The sequence below is a fragment of the Vibrio sp. Y176 genome (assembly GCF_033438945.1).
On sequence record NZ_JAWOQS010000004.1, the window covers coordinates 321,306 to 340,768 of the forward strand.

Annotated in this window: 17 protein-coding genes; 9 read left to right on the forward strand and 8 right to left on the reverse strand. The window is 41.9% G+C overall.

What is annotated here, in order from left to right:
* Positions 1-22 precede the first annotated feature (22 nt).
* The 7 genes from R7O13_RS12690 to R7O13_RS12720 form a co-directional block, all read right to left on the reverse strand.
* Positions 23-1,147 carry a polysaccharide pyruvyl transferase family protein gene (locus R7O13_RS12690; protein ID WP_318303973.1) on the reverse strand — a complete coding sequence of 375 codons (1,125 nt, stop codon included), beginning with the start codon at positions 1,145-1,147 and terminating at the stop codon, positions 23-25.
* Positions 1,147-2,268, reverse strand: a complete 1,122-nt coding sequence (gene neuC, locus R7O13_RS12695; RefSeq protein ID WP_137281666.1) for a UDP-N-acetylglucosamine 2-epimerase — start codon at positions 2,266-2,268, stop codon at positions 1,147-1,149. Before neuC ends, R7O13_RS12690 begins: the two co-directional genes overlap by 1 nt.
* A gap of 2 nt (positions 2,269-2,270) precedes the next feature.
* Positions 2,271-3,314, reverse strand: a complete 1,044-nt coding sequence (locus tag R7O13_RS12700) for an N-acetylneuraminate synthase family protein (RefSeq protein ID WP_054576859.1) — start codon at positions 3,312-3,314, stop codon at positions 2,271-2,273.
* Positions 3,311-4,015: a cytidylyltransferase domain-containing protein gene (locus R7O13_RS12705; protein ID WP_137281665.1), complete on the reverse strand. Its 705-nt coding sequence runs from the start codon at positions 4,013-4,015 to the stop codon at positions 3,311-3,313. The genes R7O13_RS12700 and R7O13_RS12705 overlap by 4 nt, the downstream gene beginning before the upstream one ends.
* A 164-nt stretch (positions 4,016-4,179) precedes the next feature.
* On the reverse strand, positions 4,180-5,151 hold the full coding sequence (locus R7O13_RS12710) for a Wzz/FepE/Etk N-terminal domain-containing protein (RefSeq protein ID WP_054576857.1): 972 nt from the start codon (positions 5,149-5,151) through the stop codon (positions 4,180-4,182).
* A gap of 305 nt (positions 5,152-5,456) precedes the next feature.
* On the reverse strand, positions 5,457-8,159 hold the full coding sequence (locus R7O13_RS12715; RefSeq protein WP_318303976.1) for an SLBB domain-containing protein: 2,703 nt from the start codon (positions 8,157-8,159) through the stop codon (positions 5,457-5,459).
* A 66-nt stretch (positions 8,160-8,225) separates the two neighbouring features.
* Entirely contained in the window at positions 8,226-8,741 is a 516-nt protein-coding gene (locus R7O13_RS12720) for a porin family protein (RefSeq protein ID WP_017634964.1), read from the reverse strand.
* Positions 8,742-9,390: 649 nt separating this feature from the next.
* Here R7O13_RS12720 and R7O13_RS12725 point away from each other — a divergent pair.
* The 9 genes from R7O13_RS12725 to waaA all read left to right on the forward strand — a co-directional run bounded on the left by R7O13_RS12725 (position 9,391) and on the right by waaA (position 18,544).
* On the forward strand, positions 9,391-9,615 hold the full coding sequence (locus R7O13_RS12725) for a hypothetical protein (RefSeq protein WP_054576855.1): 225 nt from the start codon (positions 9,391-9,393) through the stop codon (positions 9,613-9,615).
* A 65-nt stretch (positions 9,616-9,680) separates the two neighbouring features.
* Positions 9,681-10,355 carry a YjbF family lipoprotein gene (locus R7O13_RS12730; protein WP_318303977.1) on the forward strand — a complete coding sequence of 225 codons (675 nt, stop codon included), beginning with the start codon at positions 9,681-9,683 and terminating at the stop codon, positions 10,353-10,355.
* A complete protein-coding gene (locus R7O13_RS12735) occupies positions 10,352-11,113 on the forward strand; it encodes a YjbG polysaccharide synthesis-related protein (protein ID WP_318303978.1) in 762 nt (253 codons plus the stop codon). Before R7O13_RS12730 ends, R7O13_RS12735 begins: the two co-directional genes overlap by 4 nt.
* A gap of 2 nt (positions 11,114-11,115) precedes the next feature.
* Complete coding sequence (locus tag R7O13_RS12740; protein ID WP_318303979.1) at positions 11,116-13,314, forward strand: YjbH domain-containing protein; 2,199 nt, start codon at positions 11,116-11,118, stop codon at positions 13,312-13,314.
* Positions 13,315-13,455: 141 nt separating this feature from the next.
* Positions 13,456-14,397: an ADP-glyceromanno-heptose 6-epimerase gene (gene rfaD / locus R7O13_RS12745; protein WP_005379462.1), complete on the forward strand. Its 942-nt coding sequence runs from the start codon at positions 13,456-13,458 to the stop codon at positions 14,395-14,397.
* 127 nt (positions 14,398-14,524) lie between these two features.
* The gene (lpxM, locus tag R7O13_RS12750; protein WP_017634970.1) at positions 14,525-15,511 is read left to right on the forward strand and encodes a lauroyl-Kdo(2)-lipid IV(A) myristoyltransferase; all 987 of its coding nucleotides are present in this window, start codon (positions 14,525-14,527) and stop codon (positions 15,509-15,511) included.
* Entirely contained in the window at positions 15,508-16,230 is a 723-nt protein-coding gene (locus R7O13_RS12755; RefSeq protein WP_053807624.1) for a glycosyltransferase family 25 protein, read from the forward strand. The genes lpxM and R7O13_RS12755 overlap by 4 nt, the downstream gene beginning before the upstream one ends.
* Entirely contained in the window at positions 16,227-17,282 is a 1,056-nt protein-coding gene (waaF, locus tag R7O13_RS12760; RefSeq protein WP_318303982.1) for a lipopolysaccharide heptosyltransferase II, read from the forward strand. The genes R7O13_RS12755 and waaF overlap by 4 nt, the downstream gene beginning before the upstream one ends.
* The gene (waaA, locus tag R7O13_RS12765) at positions 17,276-18,544 is read left to right on the forward strand and encodes a lipid IV(A) 3-deoxy-D-manno-octulosonic acid transferase (RefSeq protein WP_318303983.1); all 1,269 of its coding nucleotides are present in this window, start codon (positions 17,276-17,278) and stop codon (positions 18,542-18,544) included. The genes waaF and waaA overlap by 7 nt, the downstream gene beginning before the upstream one ends.
* Before the next feature lie 28 nt (positions 18,545-18,572).
* Here the strand turns inward: waaA and R7O13_RS12770 are convergent, their stop codons facing one another.
* Entirely contained in the window at positions 18,573-19,433 is an 861-nt protein-coding gene (locus R7O13_RS12770) for a glycosyltransferase family 2 protein (RefSeq protein ID WP_318303984.1), read from the reverse strand.
* Positions 19,434-19,463 lie beyond the last annotated feature (30 nt).

The window sequence follows — 19,463 nt, forward strand, 5'->3', positions numbered from 1 at the left end:
GGTGGGCTCCCCCACCTTATACTCAATTAAATAAATTGACTTTCTCTTCAAAAAAACTTCGATAAAACTCAATAGTTTCAGCTTTTTTGTCTTTTAGAATAGAATCATAAGCAATATCTTCAAAGTCAAAGCATTTTATTAACTGTAATATTACTTGAGAAAAACCTTCCGTTATTTCAACATTGGTGCATTTTGAAAGAAGTTGTTTGTGTGTATATTCAATTCTTTTGAGTGGAGAAAGACCAATTGTTGGAACACCAAACTTAATCGCACAAACGTTAGCATGATATCTAGATGCAATTACAAAATCTGCATTCTTGTAAAGATTAAAGGCAATGTCTGTGCCTTTATCATTTTGTAGACACGGGGCAATAATAGTATGAGCTCTAACAAGATTATTAGGCAACTTGCTTAAAATCGTACCTATCGCTTCTATATCCTGATGAATATGAGGAACAAATACAATCTTGTAACCGATTAAAACAATTGACTCAATTGTTTTTTGTATTTCTTTGTAGTACCAATCTCTATTCTCAGAAATCCCACCCTGCATATTTAATTGGTCATCAGTAACGTTTATAGCTATATATTTACAATCAATCGGTAATAAAAAGTCATCTTTGGGTTCATAAAAATAGCCGTGATCTAGGATTTCAACCAAACTCTCGAGGTACTCTTCACCAAAGTCTCTTCTGATGGAATCAACAGAACCATCATTTCTCAAGGCAATTTGTATATTCTCGGCGGTCTTTACATGGTCTAAAAATCGCTTAAACTTGCCAAAATTTTCATCTGGAACTTCACGATGAGGATTACAACCCACGCTTGTAATTAAGATTTGGGTTCGAATTTTCTTTAATACTTCGATCTCTATATCAATTGTAGTACCGTTACTAGAGTCTTTTACCCAGTAATCTAAAAATCCCCCCCCCCCAAATACAACCAAATCATAACTGTTCGCCAAGTGAGCAAAGTCATCATCAAACTCTATTTTATCTTCACCTGTATAATTTTTGTAAGCTTTGCGAATCTCTAAACGATCAATTGTATAAGAGTCAAGAAGTCTTTCCAGTATACTTATAAAACCAAGATGACTAGCATTATCACCAATATTACCTTCAAATGCTGCAATATGTAGTATTTTCATTACTTCAGATCCATAAATATTTTTTGTCTACTTGTATCCCAAGTTTTTTCATTTTCAATAGACTTTATAAAAAGATTGTCACTTTCGCCTTCACCAAATTCTTTTACCGAAATAAAATCTTGTTTATGACAAAGCTTTATTGCTTCGACAATTAACTTAGCATCTTCTTTAACATTGATAATTGATTTTGCATTTGATCGATTATTTTGTCGCGAGCCCAAATTGATAGTAGGTTTACCATAAAATGGTACTTCACGTATACCTGCGCTAGAATTACCAACCATAAATTCTGCATGCTTAATAATCGTAAGAAAGCACTCAAAGCGAATACTCGGATAAACCTTAAATCGTTCATTATCTTTAAGTCGGTCAAGATGCTTGATAATCACCTCCGAACCATGATCATTATTAGGATAAATAACAATATAATTCTTCCCACTGTTAATGATACCAGTAACTGCCTCAGAAATATTAGTTTCTAATTCATCGATTTCCGTTGTAACAGGGTGATACATAAATACAGCGTATTCTTCAAAACCAATGCCATACCTAGATTTTACGTCATCTAAGCAAGGCAATTCCTCAGAGTTCATTATATCTAGGTCAGGAGAGCCTATAACAAAAATACTAGACTCTAACTCGCCAAGTTGCAGCAAGCGAGACTTCGCTGTTTGATTCGACACAAAGTGAAGATGAGACATTTTTGAAACTGAGTGACGAATAAGCTCGTCAATCGTCCCTGAAACTTCTCCACCTTCAATATGGGCAACCAAAATATTGTTCAGAGCTCCTACTATTGCTCCAGCCATAGCCTCGACACGATCACCATGCACCACAATCATATCTGGTTGAAGCTCTTTTACATAATCCGATAGTCCTTGAATTGTTTTGGAAAGAACTACGTCCATCGAATCATAACCATTTTGATTGATGTATTTATAAAGCGACTTGAAGCCCGCTTTCTCAACCTCACGTGCTGTCATACCATATTTTGTGATCATATGCATGCCAGTAATAAAAATATGTGCCTCAAAATCGGAGTGCTGATCTACTTTTCTAATCAAGCTTTTCAATTTACCGAAGTCAGCGCGTGTACCTGTCAAAAACAATATTTTTTTCATGACTATTGAACGCACTCTTTCTTCAATTGAACATCTGATGGGATTGCTTGTGATGCAACTTTACCAATAAGAGATTCGTAATCTTCAGCTAAGAAATCACCTGTGCCTGGACGCTTCACCCAAAGGTTGTCACGTGTAAATGTCTCACCTTCTTTGATCTCAGCAATAGTAACTACACTTGCATAAGCAAAATCAATGGTTACTTGCTCTTCTTTTGCGGCTTCTTTCTTTCCACCACGCATTTTTGACATACGCTTGGATTGGGCAATAAGTTCTGCACATTCTTTAGCATCCATTGAACATACAATATCAGGACCAGGGCGATCTTTGCTATCAGTGAAGTGACGTTCAAGAACTGAAGCACCTGCTGCAACCGCACCAAGACAAGCAAGGTTATCAATACTGTGATCAGAAAGTCCGACAACTGCGTCGGGGAATGCATCCTGTAACTGCTCCATTGCGCCAATTCGAATTAGATGGTCAGGAGTAGGGTACAAGTTGGTAGTATGCAATAAACAGAAAGGCGTATTGTGTTTTCGGAAAATATTAACTGCTTTTTCAATAGATGGTATGTCGTTCATTCCGGTACTAAGAATGATTGGTTTACCAAAACTAGCAATTAGATCTAACAGCGGGTAGTTATTACATTCCCCCGAGCCAATTTTATATGCTGGAACATTCATTCTTTCAAGACGAAGGGCTGCAGCTCGTGAGAAAGGCGTACTAATAAATATAGCACCTTTGGACTCAACATAATCTTTCAGCTTTGTCTCATCTTTTTCATTTAATGAACAACGCTCCATAATTTCATAAATAGAAACATCAGCATTGCCAGGGATAACACTTTTCGCTTCCCCGCTCATTTCATCTTCAACTACGTGAGTTTGGTGCTTAATGACTTCCGCCCCCCCTTCAATCGCCGCATCAACCATTTCATACGCAACCTTAAGAGAACCCTCATGGTTTATACCGATTTCTGCAATCACCAATGGGTCGTAATCTAGGCCAATTTTTCGCCCGGAAATTTCAAATACAGGAGTTGTCATTTATTAGCGTCCTTAAGTTTCAGTTGTATCTCTACTTTTTTCAGGTCTTCAAGCGTGTCAATATCTGTAGATTCGACTTCTGACATCACATAAGGAAATACCTTATTTCGAGGAAAGTGGTTATTTAATTTGAATTCATCAATGGAAAAAGCATAGATTGCCCCATTTGGCTGGTATGCTTTCGGTAGATCTTGCCGCCTTTGATACGGGGCTTCGTTACTGTACAGACCTGATAGCGTGCCGTCTTCGTTTTCTAGATATGCTTTAATTGGTGTGTGTGTTGGCTCGAATACACTAATTACGATATTGGCAGTTGTGTTTTCATATAATTCAATTGCGTCTTTAATATGATGTGAAGTACGAAGTGGAGAGGTCGGTTGCAGTAAAATCATACCTTTGTATTTTTGAACTTCTTTTTGCTCTAGCCAAGAAATTGCGTGTGAGATCACATCTATGCTACTCGCTGTATCCGTAGCTAGCTCATCGGGTCTATCAATCACTTCAGCGCCAAAGTCTTTACTAACGCGAGCTATTTCATCATCATCTGTTGAAACAAGAACTTTACTTATGTAAGAACAGCCTTGTGCTGCTTTTATTGTCCATCCAATCAACGGTATTCCGTATAAAGGAAGTACATTTTTACGTGGAAGTCCCTTAGAGCCACCTCTGGCAGTTATAAGGGCAATATATTCATACAACATAATTAAGCCATTACTATTTTGTTAACTTATCTCAGTCTATTCAACAGTTTCATGAGACAACTTTCAGCATTTTGAGATATTACTCTTCACTCGATCCTTTTTAAATTTTGTCCGGAAAGAGTTTCACAAAACTAGTCTCAATAGGTAAAACGAAATCCTAGCTCCTAAGTATCTTCTTTCCGAAAGGCAAAGCGCACTATAACAATTGCAACCCCAAGCATCCCACCCAACAATATACCTAGTATACAAATTAGCGCACGTTTGGGACTATCTTTTAATTCTGGTACAACTGCAGGATCGACTATTTTAAATACAAACTCTTCTTGAACCTCAGCTAACATCAGGCTTTTAGTTTGCTCTTCAATCAGCTTGTAGAACGTGCTTTGCATATCAGCCACCGCCGTTTTCTGCAGCTGAGTATTGAGATAAGCTAGGTTTTGTGAAGTTTCTGCTATCGTACGTTCACGCATTACTTTGTTGATATCTTCAACCAACCAATTCACCCATTGCTGAGCTACATATGGGGAGTAATGTTTTACTGACACTGTGTATAAACCACTATCTTTGTCTTGGCTAATACTCAGCACTTCTTTATTGAATACTTCAAACGCTTCTTGCGCAGTTGGGGTTGAACCACGCAGGCCATTGGGTTCACGCAGCCATTCACCTGTATTCGGGTTATAGAGCTCTTCATCCAAAATGAGCTTATTGTTCGCTAAATTCCAATCTTTTGCCGCCATTAAAGGGACGAGCAAATCATGCTTTTTGATGAATGCTTCAACAAACTGGCGAGACTTCATTACTTGCACAGCTAAATCCGTTTGAGAAGATTCACCTGCACCAAGGTTAAGGCCTGCTAGTGCCGCAAGACCACCTAACTGACCTGCCATTTTCGAGAGACCTCCACCATTTGAGCTCTCTGCCGGCGCGAGTAATGCGTCAGATTTGTAGATATTTGGCAAGCTAAGTGCATAAAGAACTGAACTGGCAGCAAAAACAAATGTGGTCACGATGATGATCCACTTACCTTTCCATAACGCTTTGAAAAGTTCGCGTAGGTCGATTTCATCACCTGTGGGCTGCGATTGGGGTGGATATGGTAGGTAGTTTGGATTGGGTTCTTTTTGTGGTTCCATTGGTCTTTAATCCTAAGCTCTAAGGTTCTTTATATTGGACTCAGAGATTGGTGAAATTTGGTAGATTGTTCTCCGACTTTCAAAACAAAACCGCGCTGTGACAAAATTCCTAGTCTCGCTTCGGCTCGCTGGAATGACGGGCTACGGCTGAATAATGCCACTATTGATGTTCAGAGTAGTATTTGCCGTTTTGATTAATAATGTTCATAAAACTGAGCTTATGTAACTTCAATCGTTACATAAGCTCTTACTATTATTGTATTTCTAATCTTGTTTTAAGCTGATCGGAATAACCTTGTCGTTCCTTACTTCAACGCGTTGATCGCTACACCTGTTTGGTAAAGAATCTGCGTGGCAGCAGTCCAAGTACTTAATGCATCGCGGTAGTCGGTATCAATTGGTACAACAATAGTATCACCAGATTTCAGCTCTTCATGGTTGTTACCAAACCAGTATCCTGTCCTTGGTTTGTAAACCGACCCGTCTGCGCGTACAACGAAGATACGGTCTTCGTCTGCTTGTTTTTTAGCGCCCCCCGCTTTGTTCAGGTAATCATCCACATCTAGCTTGTTATCCAGCAGATATGTAATTGGAACTTGAACTTCACCCATGATGGAAATCGTGTTACGGAAGGTCGGTACAAATAAGAAGTCACCATCTTCTAACATAAAGTCCGCAGAGCGCTCATCTTTTAAGATGCGGTTAAGCTGCACAACCATACGTCCAAGAGCTTTGCTGCGACTTGCCTCTTCAACAAACTTCAATGTTTTATCTGGGTCAGAAATCACCGAGCCCATGTTGCTATCAGCACGGAAGGTTTTCTTCGCTGTTTCTGCTCGCATATCTGCGGCATATTGGTTTAATAGCTTTTGCTCTTTAAGGCGTAAAGCCTCACGAGTAAAGATAGCCCCTTGCGGATGTGCAAATTCGGTTAGACCACCAGCACGTTCAAGTAACTCGCCTAAGGTCTCTCCTTGACGGACAGTATAAGTACCAGGGAAGCGAACTTCGCCTTGCAACGTTACTGTGCTTTGGAGTTTGACATTTGGCTTCTCAAGAATGTTTAGGCGATCACGACCAGCAATAACGACATCGTCAGCAGAGCTACCCTTGATAGCTTGGCGTAAATCAATACGCTCAACATCAATAGAAGCGCGCTCATCTCTATTGTTTATTACTGTACGAGCTAACTCGGCGTTAATGGTGAATGCGTTATAAGTTAGACCACCAGCAGCTTCAATCAAGGTAGAAATCGTCATACGAGGGGTAATTGGGTAACGCCCTGGGTGTTTTACCTCACCGAAGACTTCTGTAATCTGCGGAGCCAAACCCAAACGCGATTGCTGTTGAAGCTGTAGCAAAACAGGAGCAAGTAACGTGCGGCGCGTATTTTGTTTTAATACTTCAAAGTCTTCTTTGGTAATTTCTTTGCCACGGAATATGATTTTCGGCTGTTCTGATTCTTCAGTTGAAGATTGCCCCTTCGACATATTGTCTGTCGCTGAAGATATTGCAACAGAAGAGCTCATAACTTCTTGCTCTTTTTGTTGATCCAGCTCGGCTTTAAATTGTGCTTGCTCAAGCGTTTTCGCTTTCGTAACCGTATCTTGATCTGCAAGGGTATCTAAATCTTCATTGTTGAAACGGTTAAATACCAGCACTCGGTCACGTGAGTTTAGCTTTAGGTTATCTTTGCTGCTCGGCGAAAGAATCGCGTTAGCAAGATTTACTTGATAAACCTCGATGTCACGTTGTGGGTTAACCTCACGAACAACAACGGCATAGTTTACATCTGCAGTAGAATTAAATGAGGTATCAACGGATTGGAATAAGTCTGCGATTCGCAGACCGTTCTTCCACTCAATAAAGCCCGGATGACGAACATCACCTTCAATTTGTACGTAACGGGTCAGTTCTTCATTTTTCTTAAGCACATTAACCGCATCGCCATCTTTGACTTTAGTTTGCTGGTCATGTGACTGGCTAAAGTTCAGTGTTAATACATCGCGAGCACCTTTAGCGGCGTAACGCTTCACTTCGATTTGATCGCTATAAGCGTTAGCCGTAAAACCACCAGCCATTTGAATCGCTTGCTTATAGGTTTCACCTGGTTTGATTTCATAGATTGCGGGGCGGTTTACTTCACCATCAATCGAAATCGTGTTACCCAATGCGCCGATAAATACCACATCACCTGGTAACAAGCGGATGTCGTTACGTGCATCGCCTTTCAACAATAGGTCATACATATCAAGCTTACGAATCACCTGACCATTGCGCTTTAGCTGCACGTTACGCAATGCGCCACTCTCACCAAAACCACCACTGTAATAAATGGCTTGAGAGATCGTTGTTAGTGCACTAACAGTGTAAGCTCCTGGCTTGAAGGCATCCCCCATAACAAAAACTTGCATGGTGCGCATTTCACCTAGCGAAATGTCACTGCGCACACCAATCATTTGTTCTTTTACTCGCTGATTTAGAGAATCACGCACATCAGAGAATGTCATGCCGGCCACTTGAACAGGACCAAGGGAAGGGAAGTTGATAATACCTGCACGATTAACACGAAGACGATGCGTTGCGTTCTCTTTACCAAAAAGTTGGATAACGATTTCATCACCAGCTCCTACCGTGTAGTCAGCAGGCACAGGTACATCACTGATTGGTGCAAACGTCGTCGGTGAACCAGCAAATAAATCTATACCAAAACGCTTTAAACCTTGTTCACCTTTTTCTGAGTCTTCTGAGTCGTTAGCTTTTGCCTCAATAGCACTACTAGCAGTCGGGCGTTGCTCAATCACTTGAGGGTTTTGATAACTACTTGGCTGAGAAGAAGCGCCGGAAGGAATAGAGATACCATACTGACTCGCCAATGCTTGTTGCTGGTCAGCTGGCAAGTTCTGAAACATTTGAATTTGTTCTGGGGTTGGAGTCTGCGCATGAGTAAGTGGCGCAAATAGGCTTGCTAGAATGCAAGCACCTATCGAGAAATATCCTTTGAGCATGATAATTCGCTATTTAAAGTCAGGAGTTAAAAATCCTAGCCACAAAACTAGGCGCTAGGTCTTTAATTAAAATCGGTGTTGAAAGCCAAGAGTAAGTGCGTTCAAGCGTGCCTGGTCTTCAGATGTGCTATCAACAAACTCAAAGACAACTGCATTCTGCTTGTCCAAAGCATAATGCATACCCAAGCCAAAGCTAAAACCTTGATCTTTATTAGAGCCTACATTTTGTTGGTCGATCTGGACACTAGAATAACCGGCAAGTCCGTAAAGTGCTACACGCTCGGAGACAGGCATATTCAACTTAATAAAACCACTCGCAAGACTATCTAGTGCAAGTCCGCTATCTCGTTGTACAGAAGTTCCGTAACGTGCTTCAAAAGCGAGGTAATCATTGAAGAAGTAACCAGCTTGCGCTTGAAGAAGGAAAGGGTTTCCCTCGGTTACTGGAGAAGAGGAATGATGAAATTCAGCGTTAGAGTAACTTACTAACGCACCAGCATAAAAATCTGCTGAGGCAGAAAATGAGCACAAGCCTAAGCTGATTGCACTCAACGCCCCTAGCCATGGTCGTTTATTAATCACGTAAGTGTTCCTTGGGTGTCGACTGACCGCTGCACATTATGAACGACGCGCGCAGTGAATGTCTGTTAACTTTTGTCAATTTCGCTTGTGCGTTTACACGCTACCGCCCGGCGGCATTACGCGTTAGCCACTGTTCGCTGATTCCCGATCTATTCGGTTTATTGATATAAACATTCTTTTTAAGCCTCACTTTTGCGACTAACCGTTCAAAAAAACAATCTTTTATAAACGCAACACAAAAGCCGGCAAATTATGCATGTATTAGCGCAAAACGGCAAGGGGGCAAAAACGTCTCAGATTTCCGTTTATGGTTCGTAAATTCTCACGAATGAGAAAAACACTGGCTGTCAGCCGCTTAAAACAGAACACCATTACGGATGCATTGAATAAAAAATGTGAACGTCTGCGTAAACTTAGAGGTGGCTTGAAGTAACACAGTAAAAATAAGCATTTTGATTAAATACAACTATCAAACCTAAGCAATTCACTATTCTCAATTCTCAGTCTTGCAACAATTTTTCTTTAACGTTAGGTAAATTCACATAGGAAACTGTTTACATGCTGATTGTTTTTTAACTAAAATGAACAATGGTATGTTCTAAACAGACCAAACATCGATGTTTTAAAATCTGAAATACAAGGATTAATAATGAAGAACACAGCTCTAGCCATTCTTATGGTTCTAAGCGCATCAACTGCATTTGCAGCTGAAGAAGCAGGTTCTGCTGGTGCAGCATCTGCGTCTGCAACTGGTACAACTGCAGTAGCGGTAGGTGCAGCAGCAGCAGTAACTGTAGTAGCAGTTGCAGCGTCAGACAGCGACTCATCTACGACAACGACTTCTGGTTCTGCGACAGCAACAGCTCAACAGTAATCAACAAGTAGTTGTAATAATCGCCCTGAACTATTTCAGGGCGATTTTATTTGTATGAGGGAATAATGAATACCTTTCTATCACAAAATTGGATGCGCTTACTTGTTGTTTTACCAACATTAAGCCTTACCTTTGGATGTACTCAAAAGTTTAATGATGTCTCAGCGACAGTCCAAGAAGCCTATGGTAACTACATCGATGTTGAACTAACGCCAGAAGAAATTGAAGCGGTTCCTTATGCCAGTGCTTACCTGAAAATAGGCAACCAAAAACAGGTTTTTGTAGTGTTAGCCTTCGCCGAGCCAAATCCATTAACCGGTAATACCCAACTAAAGTGGGTCAGTGCAGACAAAGCAATGGTAGTAACAGAGAACGGTCATATCGTTAAAACTATTGGTTTGCAAACCACCAATTTAGCAGGTATTTGTGGCAACGTTCCTGCCTACTCAGCACCCTCTGTGCAATATTCTCTTTCTTACGATTGGGCTGACAAATACCGTTATGGGTTCCCGGCTAAAGTCCAACGCTCTCGTCAAGGTAAAGAAACCGTCATAACCCCTATTTCTTCTACCTCTACTGATGTTTATACCGAGGTTGTAACGTTTACCAGCTTAGAAAAGACTGTAGAAAACCAATACTGGGTAAACGGTAAAGGAGAAGTAGTGAAAACACGTCAATACTTAGGTCCAAACATGGTGCCTGTTGAATTGACGATTCTGAAAGGGTACAGCAAATCATGAATAAGCGACTGCTCTCTTTATTAAGCCTAAGTTTAACGGCAACGATTCTGGCGATACCTACTGCCATTCAAGCTCAAAATCACACCTCACCACCGCTCACTATAGAACTTGTCGGGACGGGCAAAGCATTGCAATTCCAGCACGCGGCACGTTTAGAGAGCGTACTTAAGCATGCACAAGAACAACAAATCGCCCTGCAATACCCTTTAGCGGTGACTCTATTTGATAATTCCGAAACAGCAGTGCAAAGAAGTACTGCCTTAAAGAATTCGGTGTTGAACCAAATGATTCAACATAATTTAGTTGCGCACCCATTTTACAAGTTTATCCAACGAAGCCAGTTTGCACCTCGCGTGCTGTCGGCCATTGATGTTGATCGCATCCGTCTAGATAAATTTGATAACCCTCTTTTACAAGGTCAACTTGCGTTAAATGCACCAAAACGTGAAGAAAAAGTGTTGTATGTGGGTAACTTGGAAAAAATCTACGCGGTAGAAAACCAAACGGGTATCGCTCTGCATGAGCAGATCGATAATCTACGTTCAAGTGATATTAATGAGCTTGCCTATCCGCCAATCCTAATTTATCCGGATGGCAAGGTCGTTCATCCTCACCATGGCAGTTGGTTAACAACTCAATATTACTTGCCACCACTTACTTTGGTGTACATCCCATTTGATGAGTTCGAAACATCACAAATGGATAAAGACATTGTCGCTCTGCTTGCACAACGTAAACCAACCTCATCGAAGAACTAAACATGAACCTGATCAGAACCAGTTTATCTCTTTCTTTAATGGGTCCAGCGTTGGTGTGGGCTCAAGACATGCTTTTCGAAGCACCGCCATTGCAACCATCACAAATGGACTTTGGTGGTGTCGGCTTAATACAGATGCCTACAGGTCGTATGGCACCTGAAGGCGAGTTTAACTTTGCTGTTACTGGTAGCGACGAGTACCTATTTTACAATGTGACTTTGCAAGTGATGCCATGGCTAGAAACGACCATTCGTTACACCATGGTGAACGATCTTTTCTACAGTAACGATCCGAGCTTTTCGGGTGATACCAAGTACACCGACAAGGGAATCGACTTTAAAGTTCGCTTGTTAGAAGAATCCGAGTACCGGCCAGAGCTTTCTGTTGGTGTGCGTGATTTTGCAGGTACCGGTCTTTTTGATGGTGAGTTTGTTGCTGCAACAAAACGTTACTCTAACCCAAACCTTGGTACCTTTGATTTCACTTTAGGCATGGGCTGGGGCTACTTAGGTACGCGCGACAACATCAGCAACCCAGCTTGTAAGCTATCCGATAGTTTTTGCCAAAGACCAATCGATAGCGTTTCCACTGGTGGGACAACAAACGCAGACCGTTTCTTCAAAGGTCCTGCTGCACTCTTTGGTGGTGTCGAGTATCAAACTTTGCACGCGCCACTGCGATTTAAGCTTGAATACGACAGCAACGATTACAGCGAAGATTTCCCTGTAGTACGTGGTGGTGTAAACATGACACCTCATACGCCTTGGAACTTTGGTGTTTTGTATCGCTTAGGACATATGGCAGATTTGCGCTTGAGCTACGAGCGAGGCGATACGTTAGTTGCAGGCGTAAGCCTTTACACAAACTTCAATGATATGCCGTCTTTTTGGCGTGATACACCAACACCAGAAGTTGAAGACAAGCAACCAGAGCAACTGTCTGATGTAGATTGGGAACGTGTTACTGAGGAGCTAGATAAGATTGCTGGCTACCAAAATACCCAACTCTACGTTGAGGAGAATACCGTTTCAGTTGTTGGCGAGCAGAAAAAGTATCGTGATCGCAATGAAGCTCATGAAAAAGCGGCGGCAGTCCTTTATAACGAAATGCCAGACAACATTGATACCTTTACTATCAATGAACGCAGTCGTGGTCTGATCGGCGATCAAACGGTTATTTCAAAAGAGAAATACCGTGACTTTGCAGAAGTTAATTACATCAATCCAAATATCGAAGATGCAACATCAACCTCAAGTGATAAACCGCAAGGCAAACCTGCTTACGATGGTTTTGAGCGCTTTGATTGGGGCTTCTCACCAAAACTGGCTCAGACCTTGGGCAACCCAGAAGAGTTCTACCTGTTCAGTGTTGGTCTAAGTGGCAGCGCCTCTTACTGGCTGACAGATAACCTAGAAATTGGTGGCTCGCTATACTGGGATTGGTACAACAACTACGACAAGTTTAACTACGTAACCCCACCGGATGGCACTTCGATTCCTCGGGTACGTACCATGTTCCGTGCTTATCAAAATGAACATGCTGTAACCATGTCCAACCTGCAGTTAACTTGGTTCCAAGAGTATTCAGATACCATGGACCAGCAGTTCTACGCTGGTTATCTAGAAAGTATGTTCGCGGGTGTGGGTACCGAGTTTCTTTACCGACCACAAGGAGCTAACTGGGCGATTGGCGCTGACGTCAACTTAATTTCTCAACGTGATCCACAAAGTTACTTCGGTGTTTACGATGAGAAATGGCAAAATGTGCCAGAATATGGACGCCCGTTCCAAGTTGTAGATAAAGGCTTTACTGGTTTTGTGTCGAGTTATTACTACCCTCAATGGGATTTCCTACAAGATTTGATGATTCAAGTTGATGTTGGTCAGTTCCTAGCGGGTGATATCGGTACACAAGTGAATGTATCTAAACAGTTCAAGAGTGGTGTCATTGCAGGTGCATTCGCATCAATCAGTGATTTGTCGGCTGACGAATTCGGTGAAGGTAGCTTTACTAAAGGCTTCTACATTTCGATCCCATTCGACATCATGACCGTTAAGCCAAGCAACAACCGTGCGTTCTTTAGCTGGCAACCATTGACTCGCGATGGCGGTCAGAAGCTAGGTCGTAAGTACAGCTTGATTGAGCTGACGGATGAGCGTAATCCTTGGTATCAACGCCCAAATACGTCAAACGCTAAATAACAGCCTACTTGAGGGGGCTTCGGCTCCCTTTTGTTTATTCCTCCCCCAAGTGCTCTATACCTTTCCTTTTCCTTCCAATAGCGCTAATTTCTGTTTCTTGCTAGAATTCCTGAGAAAATTTTAATCTATGGTGGAAGTTCTATGATCATCGTAACTGGTGGCGCTGGCATGATCGGCAGCAACATTGTTAAAGCACTAAACGAAGCTGGTATTAACGATATCCTGGTTGTCGACAACCTAAAAAATGGCAAAAAGTTTAAGAACTTAGTTGATCTGGACATCACAGATTACATGGATCGTGACGACTTTCTGACCCAAATTATGGCGGGCGATGATTTTGGTCCGATTGAGGCAATTTTCCACGAAGGTGCTTGTTCTGCAACGACCGAGTGGGATGGTAAGTACATGATGTTAAACAATTACGAGTACTCTAAAGAGCTGCTTCATTACTGTTTAGATCGCGAGATTCCATTCCTATACGCTTCTTCCGCAGCCACTTACGGCGATACAGAGACTTTCGTTGAAGAACGCGAATACGAAGGCGCACTGAATGTATACGGTTACTCGAAACAGCAGTTTGATAACTACGTTCGTCGCCTATGGCAAGACGCTGAAGAACATGGTGAGACCCTTTCTCAAATCACCGGCTTCCGCTACTTCAACGTATATGGCCCACGTGAAGACCACAAAGGTAGCATGGCATCAGTTGCGTTCCACCTAAACAACCAACTTAACGCAGGTGAAAATCCTAAATTGTTCGCGGGCAGCGAATCATTCAAACGCGACTTTGTTTACGTTGGTGATGTCTGTAAAGTAAACCTGTGGTTCTTAGAAAACGGCGTATCAGGCATTTTTAACTGTGGTACTGGCCGTGCTGAATCTTTTGAAGAGGTAGCAAAAGCAGTTATCAAGCATCATGGCAAAGGCCAAATTGAAACCATCCCATTCCCTGAGCACCTAAAAGGCGCTTACCAAGAATTCACACAAGCGGATCTGACCAAACTGCGCACCGCAGGCTGTGATGTTGAATTCAAGACAGTTGCAGAAGGCGTTGCCGAATACTTGACTATCCAAAACAGTTAAGCACCACAAGGTGGTAGAACCATAACCTGCCACCTTTACTCAAATGCAATAGCCTGTATCATTCCTAACTATCTTTTTTCTCATTTAAACCACTTCGCCCGTACACGAATAGGTAACTAGACACGCCATGACCATAAAACGTGATGACTTCGACCCTAAAGCATATAACCCTGAGTTTAAGCGCCACTTTCTGTCGCCTAAGTACTGGGGCACGTGGTTAGGTGTTATCTTATTTTTACCTTTATCATTAATGCCACTGGGTTTACAAAAGTGGTTGGCGAAAACCATAGCCAAAAAACTGTCGAAATCCCACAAGGGGCCAGCTCACCGAGCGAGGGTTAACTTTGAGCTGTGTTTTCCGGAAAAGTCGTTCCAAGAACGTGAAGCTTTGATAGAAAAAACACTCTACACAGCAGCCATGTTCTTTTTTCGCTTCGGGTTACTAAGTTTACGCTCACCAAAATGGCTTCAGAACCGTTGCCAAATTCGCGGCCTAGACATTTTACGACAGCACATTGATAACAACGAAAATGTGATTTTAATGGTTCCCCACTCTTGGGCAATTGATGTGCCTGCTATCTTGCTCGCGTCAATGGGAATGCCAGTTTCTGCAATGGCGAAGAAACAAAAGAATGATGTTGCTGACTGGCTAATGCACAAGCAAAGAGTCCAATACGGTGGCCGTGTTTATGAACGCTCAGGTGGCATTAAGCCTTTCCTGAAATCCATTCGAGATGGCTATGTAGGGTATTACCTACCCGATCAAGATCACGGCCCAGAGCATAGTGTGTTTGTGGATTTTTTTGCAACACGTAAAGCAACGCTACCTGGTTTAGGCAAAATTGCGAAACTATCACGCTCAAAAGTACTGCCTCTATTTGCGTCGATGAACACTGAAGATGGTACGTTTGATATTGAGATTTTACCAGCGTTTGAGCTGGATAAAGGCGAAGAGCAAGACGCTCGTACCTGTAATGAAGCCATTGAATATTTTGTCGGTGATAAACCCGAACAATATATGTGGGTACTACAGTTGCTGCACTCGCAAGAAGACGGCAATAACTATTACAATTTGTTTAAACCAAGATATAACAGCGACTGGAAAGTGCAGTGAAAGTATTTGTCGTAAGCTTGGCTCGATCGCTAGATCGCCGAGAACGTATTGAAGAAAAGTTAAAACAACAAGGCATTACGTTTGAATTTTTTGATGCAGTAGATGGCTCTGTTGACCGTTTTCTTCATTCAGAAAAAAGTCGTCCTACCATTACTCTACGCCGCAAAGGGTATCAATTAAAAACCAGTGAAGTCGCCTGTTTTGCAAGCCATTACGAGTTGTGGGTTCGCTGTGTTGAGCTTGATGAACCGATCGTCATCTTAGAAGACAACGTCGACCCCGTAGAAGGGCTGAAGCAAGTACTCGAACATACCCTTCCATTGACTTCTAATTATGACTACATCAAGTTGTCTGCCACTCAGAAGCGTGTATTCACCCCAATCGTACCTATTGATGATAATCATATGCTAGGGGGATACTCAGCAGGCACTTGTGGTACCACCGCTTATATCGTCACACCTAAAGCAGCCTCAAAGTTTGTTATGCATGCTCAAGAGTTTATTGAACCAGTCGATGACTACATGGAAAAACCATGGAGACATGGTGTTCAAGTTTACAGCGTGTCTCCAGATCTCTTTACTAGAGCAGAGATTGCTTCGACGATTGGTGGTAAAAGAAAAGATAAATCCAAAATGACTCTTGCGAATAAAATATACGCTGAACTTTTTAGAACTTATGAGTCAATTTTGAAATTCCTATACTGGAAAAACAAAGCATGAAGATTTTAGTCATTGGCCCTGCGTGGGTCGGCGATATGGTAATGTCGCAATCGTTATATATCGTATTAAAGCAACGTCATCCAGATAGCCAAATTGACGTTATCGCTCCAGGATGGTGTAAACCGATTCTTGAGCGTATGCCAGAAATCCACCAAGCTATTGAAATGCCTATCGGTCATGGTGAATTTAACTTATTAGGCCGCAGGGAAATTGGTAAATCATTACGTGAAAAGCAATATGACCACGCCTATATCTTGCCTAAATCAGCGAAATCAGCACTGATCCCATGGTTTGCCAACATTCCTCTTCGTACTGGCTGGAAGGGAGAAATGCGCTATGGTTTATTGAATGACTTACGCCCTAACATGAAGTCTTTTCAGTATATGGTAGAGCGCTATGTAGCGTTAGCTTATCCAAAAGCAGAAATGGTGGATTCTAACTCTCTTGGCGGGCTTGAAACTTTACCTCGCCCACGCCTTGCAATCAACGAAGCAGAGCAACAAGCCACGCTCAAAAAGTTCAACTTAGCCCAAGACCAACCAACCATTGGACTATGCCCAGGAGCAGAGTTTGGTCCCGCCAAAAAATGGCCCGAAACACACTACGCTGAAGTTGCGACGCAAATGGCTCGATCTGGGCATCAAATCTGGTTGTTTGGTTCTCAAAAGGACTTAGAGACTTGTAACAATATTCGCGCACTTGTTCCGACGCAATTCCATGAGCACATTCATGTTCTGGCAGGCCAAACCAGCTTAATTGAAGCAGTCGATCTACTTGCTGCATGTAAGACTGTTGTCGCGAATGACTCAGGCTTAATGCATGTGGCAGCTGCGGTTGGTTGTAATGTTGTTGCCGTGTATGGCTCAACTTCACCGAAGTACACCCCCCCACTCGCAGAAAAAGTGGAGATTGTTCATACCGATATTGATTGTCGCCCTTGTTTCCAGCGTGAATGTCAATACAAACACCTTAAGTGTTTGACAGAACTTTCGCCTAAGCAAGTGCTAGATAGTATCCAAAAACTTGACGCCATTACGATAAGCTCATGTTAGTTCGTATTGTTTATACCTTACTACTCGCCCTAGCGTCACCGCTGCTTTTATTTGGTTTGTACAAGAGCAAACCAAATAAGCCTAAGTTCGGCTCTCGCTGGAAAGAGCACTTTGGTATCACTCCCAAGCTAAAAAGCAACGACAAACCTATTTGGATACATGCCGTATCTGTTGGTGAAAGCATAGCAGCAACACCTTTAATCAAAGCCCTTAAGAAACAAAACCCCGAACAATCTATTCTAGTTACAACAACAACAAGTACCGGAGCTGAACAGATTGCTAAGTTGGGTGATTTAATTGAACACCGCTATATGCCAATTGACTTTGGGTTCGCTATCAAAGGTTTTCTTAAAGCAGTACAACCAAAAAAAATGTTGATCATTGAGACTGAGCTGTGGCCAAACACGCTTCACAATGTTCACAAAGCGGGTATCCCTATAACTGTCGTGAATGCGCGCCTATCTGACAAATCGTGTCAGAACTACGCCAAAATACAGCGGCTTTTTAACCAGCTTCATCCATGCCTAACTCAAGTACTCTGCCAAACGGATTCAGATGCAGAGCGCTTCGAACGCTTAGGTGTTGAGAAAAAGAAACTATCCGTTACTGGCTCGATTAAGTTCGATATTCAAATATCAGAGCAAGTGAAACAACAAGGACAGCAGCTGCGAGCCCAGCTTGGAAACGATCGTCCGATTTGGATTGCAGCTAGCACCCACAAAGGCGAGGACGAACAGGTATTAGATGCACATAGACAAGTTTTAAAATCTCATCCAAATGCTTTACTCGTTTTGGTTCCTCGCCATCCAGAACGATTTGATGATGTATTCACGCTTTGCCAACAGCAAGGCTTTAACACTGCGCGTCGTACTTCAACGCATGCAGTAGAGACGGATACTCAAGTATATCTCGGCGATACTATGGGTGAGATGCTAACGTTGATGGGCGCAGTGGACATCTGCTTTATGGGTGGAAGCCTAATTGGAGATAAGGTTGGTGGGCACAATGTATTGGAGCCTGCTGCTTTGGGCGTCCCTATTATCAATGGTCCAAGCTTCTTTAACTTCAAAGAAATCGTACATGAAATGAAGCAGAACAACCTCATCAAAATTGTGAAAAATGAGGATGAACTGGCAAGAGCTATCGTGGCTCTAATTAAAGACGTCGCAGCTCATGAGCGCATCACGTCAGAGCTTGCTCATTTTATGTTAGCAAACTCAGGCTCCTTACAACGTACCACCACAGCCACCTCTTCTATCTAAAAAAGCCGAGTATTAACTCGGCTTTATTTTAAGCTTTAATTTTAAACCAACGCTTTATTTTCTTTAGGTAATGTTTTTTCGATTTTTTCAGATATATACCTAAAAAGCATACCCAATACTTATAGCGATAGATCTTGTTCAAACCAAGAATACGGATTTTATATTGCTCAAACTCTCGGTCTTCTGCCGTTGGGTCTTTTGCTTGCTGGAGACTCCAAGAGCCCTCATGCATGCTACGATAAACCGACATTTTTTCAGGGAGGTACCAGGCGCCTTGCTCGATACTATTGATAATCTGCAACACAGAGTGCTCGCCATAAAGCTTGAAAAAGTCTTCATGTTGATAAATTAGGTCAAAAAACGGCTCTTTTCTAATAAACATCGATGCCATAGGCATAGTGTCTCCGCCCTTCTTAATGACATACTGATAAGGTATTTTCTTTTCTAAATCGCCTTGGTATCCGTATTTCTTGTCAACCAACTGGTCTTTTAGCAAAGTCAAAGAAGGATGAAAACAAGCATTAATATCCTTATGGTTTGCCAAAGCTTCAAGCTGTTTTTGAAGCTTGTTGTCATCAACCCAATAGTCATCACCTTCACAAAAAGCGATGAACTCCCCATCAACATGAGGCAACATGTTAAAAAGTACAGCTGATGACCCTTTAGAGTATATATTCTCCTCTGGATAAATTCTCTTTATTTGGCATTTCCCAGAATACTCATTAAAAACTCTATCGATAATTTTTCGACTATTGTCAGGAGAACAATCATCATGTATAAGCAACTCGTATTCAAAGTCTACTGTCTGATTAAGTATAGATAAAAGTGTCTGCTCAATATATTTTTCGTGATTATAGCAAGTACAAATAACCGAGACTTTGGTGGACATTTTATTCCTCTGTCTTCTATTTTATTTAAT

Coding starts and splice junctions, on each gene's coding strand:
- R7O13_RS12690 (WP_318303973.1), bottom strand. CDS start 1,147: ATGAAAATACTACATATTGCAGCATTTGAAGGTAATATTGGTGATAAT.
- neuC (WP_137281666.1), bottom strand. CDS start 2,268: ATGAAAAAAATATTGTTTTTGACAGGTACACGCGCTGACTTCGGTAAA.
- R7O13_RS12700 (WP_054576859.1), bottom strand. CDS start 3,314: ATGACAACTCCTGTATTTGAAATTTCCGGGCGAAAAATTGGCCTAGAT.
- R7O13_RS12705 (WP_137281665.1), bottom strand. CDS start 4,015: ATGTTGTATGAATATATTGCCCTTATAACTGCCAGAGGTGGCTCTAAG.
- R7O13_RS12710 (WP_054576857.1), bottom strand. CDS start 5,151: ATGGAACCACAAAAAGAACCCAATCCAAACTACCTACCATATCCACCC.
- R7O13_RS12715 (WP_318303976.1), bottom strand. CDS start 8,159: ATGCTCAAAGGATATTTCTCGATAGGTGCTTGCATTCTAGCAAGCCTA.
- R7O13_RS12725 (WP_054576855.1), top strand. CDS start 9,391: ATGAAGAACACAGCTCTAGCCATTCTTATGGTTCTAAGCGCATCAACT.
- R7O13_RS12730 (WP_318303977.1), top strand. CDS start 9,681: ATGAATACCTTTCTATCACAAAATTGGATGCGCTTACTTGTTGTTTTA.
- R7O13_RS12735 (WP_318303978.1), top strand. CDS start 10,352: ATGAATAAGCGACTGCTCTCTTTATTAAGCCTAAGTTTAACGGCAACG.
- R7O13_RS12740 (WP_318303979.1), top strand. CDS start 11,116: ATGAACCTGATCAGAACCAGTTTATCTCTTTCTTTAATGGGTCCAGCG.
- rfaD (WP_005379462.1), top strand. CDS start 13,456: ATGATCATCGTAACTGGTGGCGCTGGCATGATCGGCAGCAACATTGTT.
- lpxM (WP_017634970.1), top strand. CDS start 14,525: ATGACCATAAAACGTGATGACTTCGACCCTAAAGCATATAACCCTGAG.
- waaF (WP_318303982.1), top strand. CDS start 16,227: ATGAAGATTTTAGTCATTGGCCCTGCGTGGGTCGGCGATATGGTAATG.
- waaA (WP_318303983.1), top strand. CDS start 17,276: ATGTTAGTTCGTATTGTTTATACCTTACTACTCGCCCTAGCGTCACCG.
- R7O13_RS12770 (WP_318303984.1), bottom strand. CDS start 19,433: ATGTCCACCAAAGTCTCGGTTATTTGTACTTGCTATAATCACGAAAAA.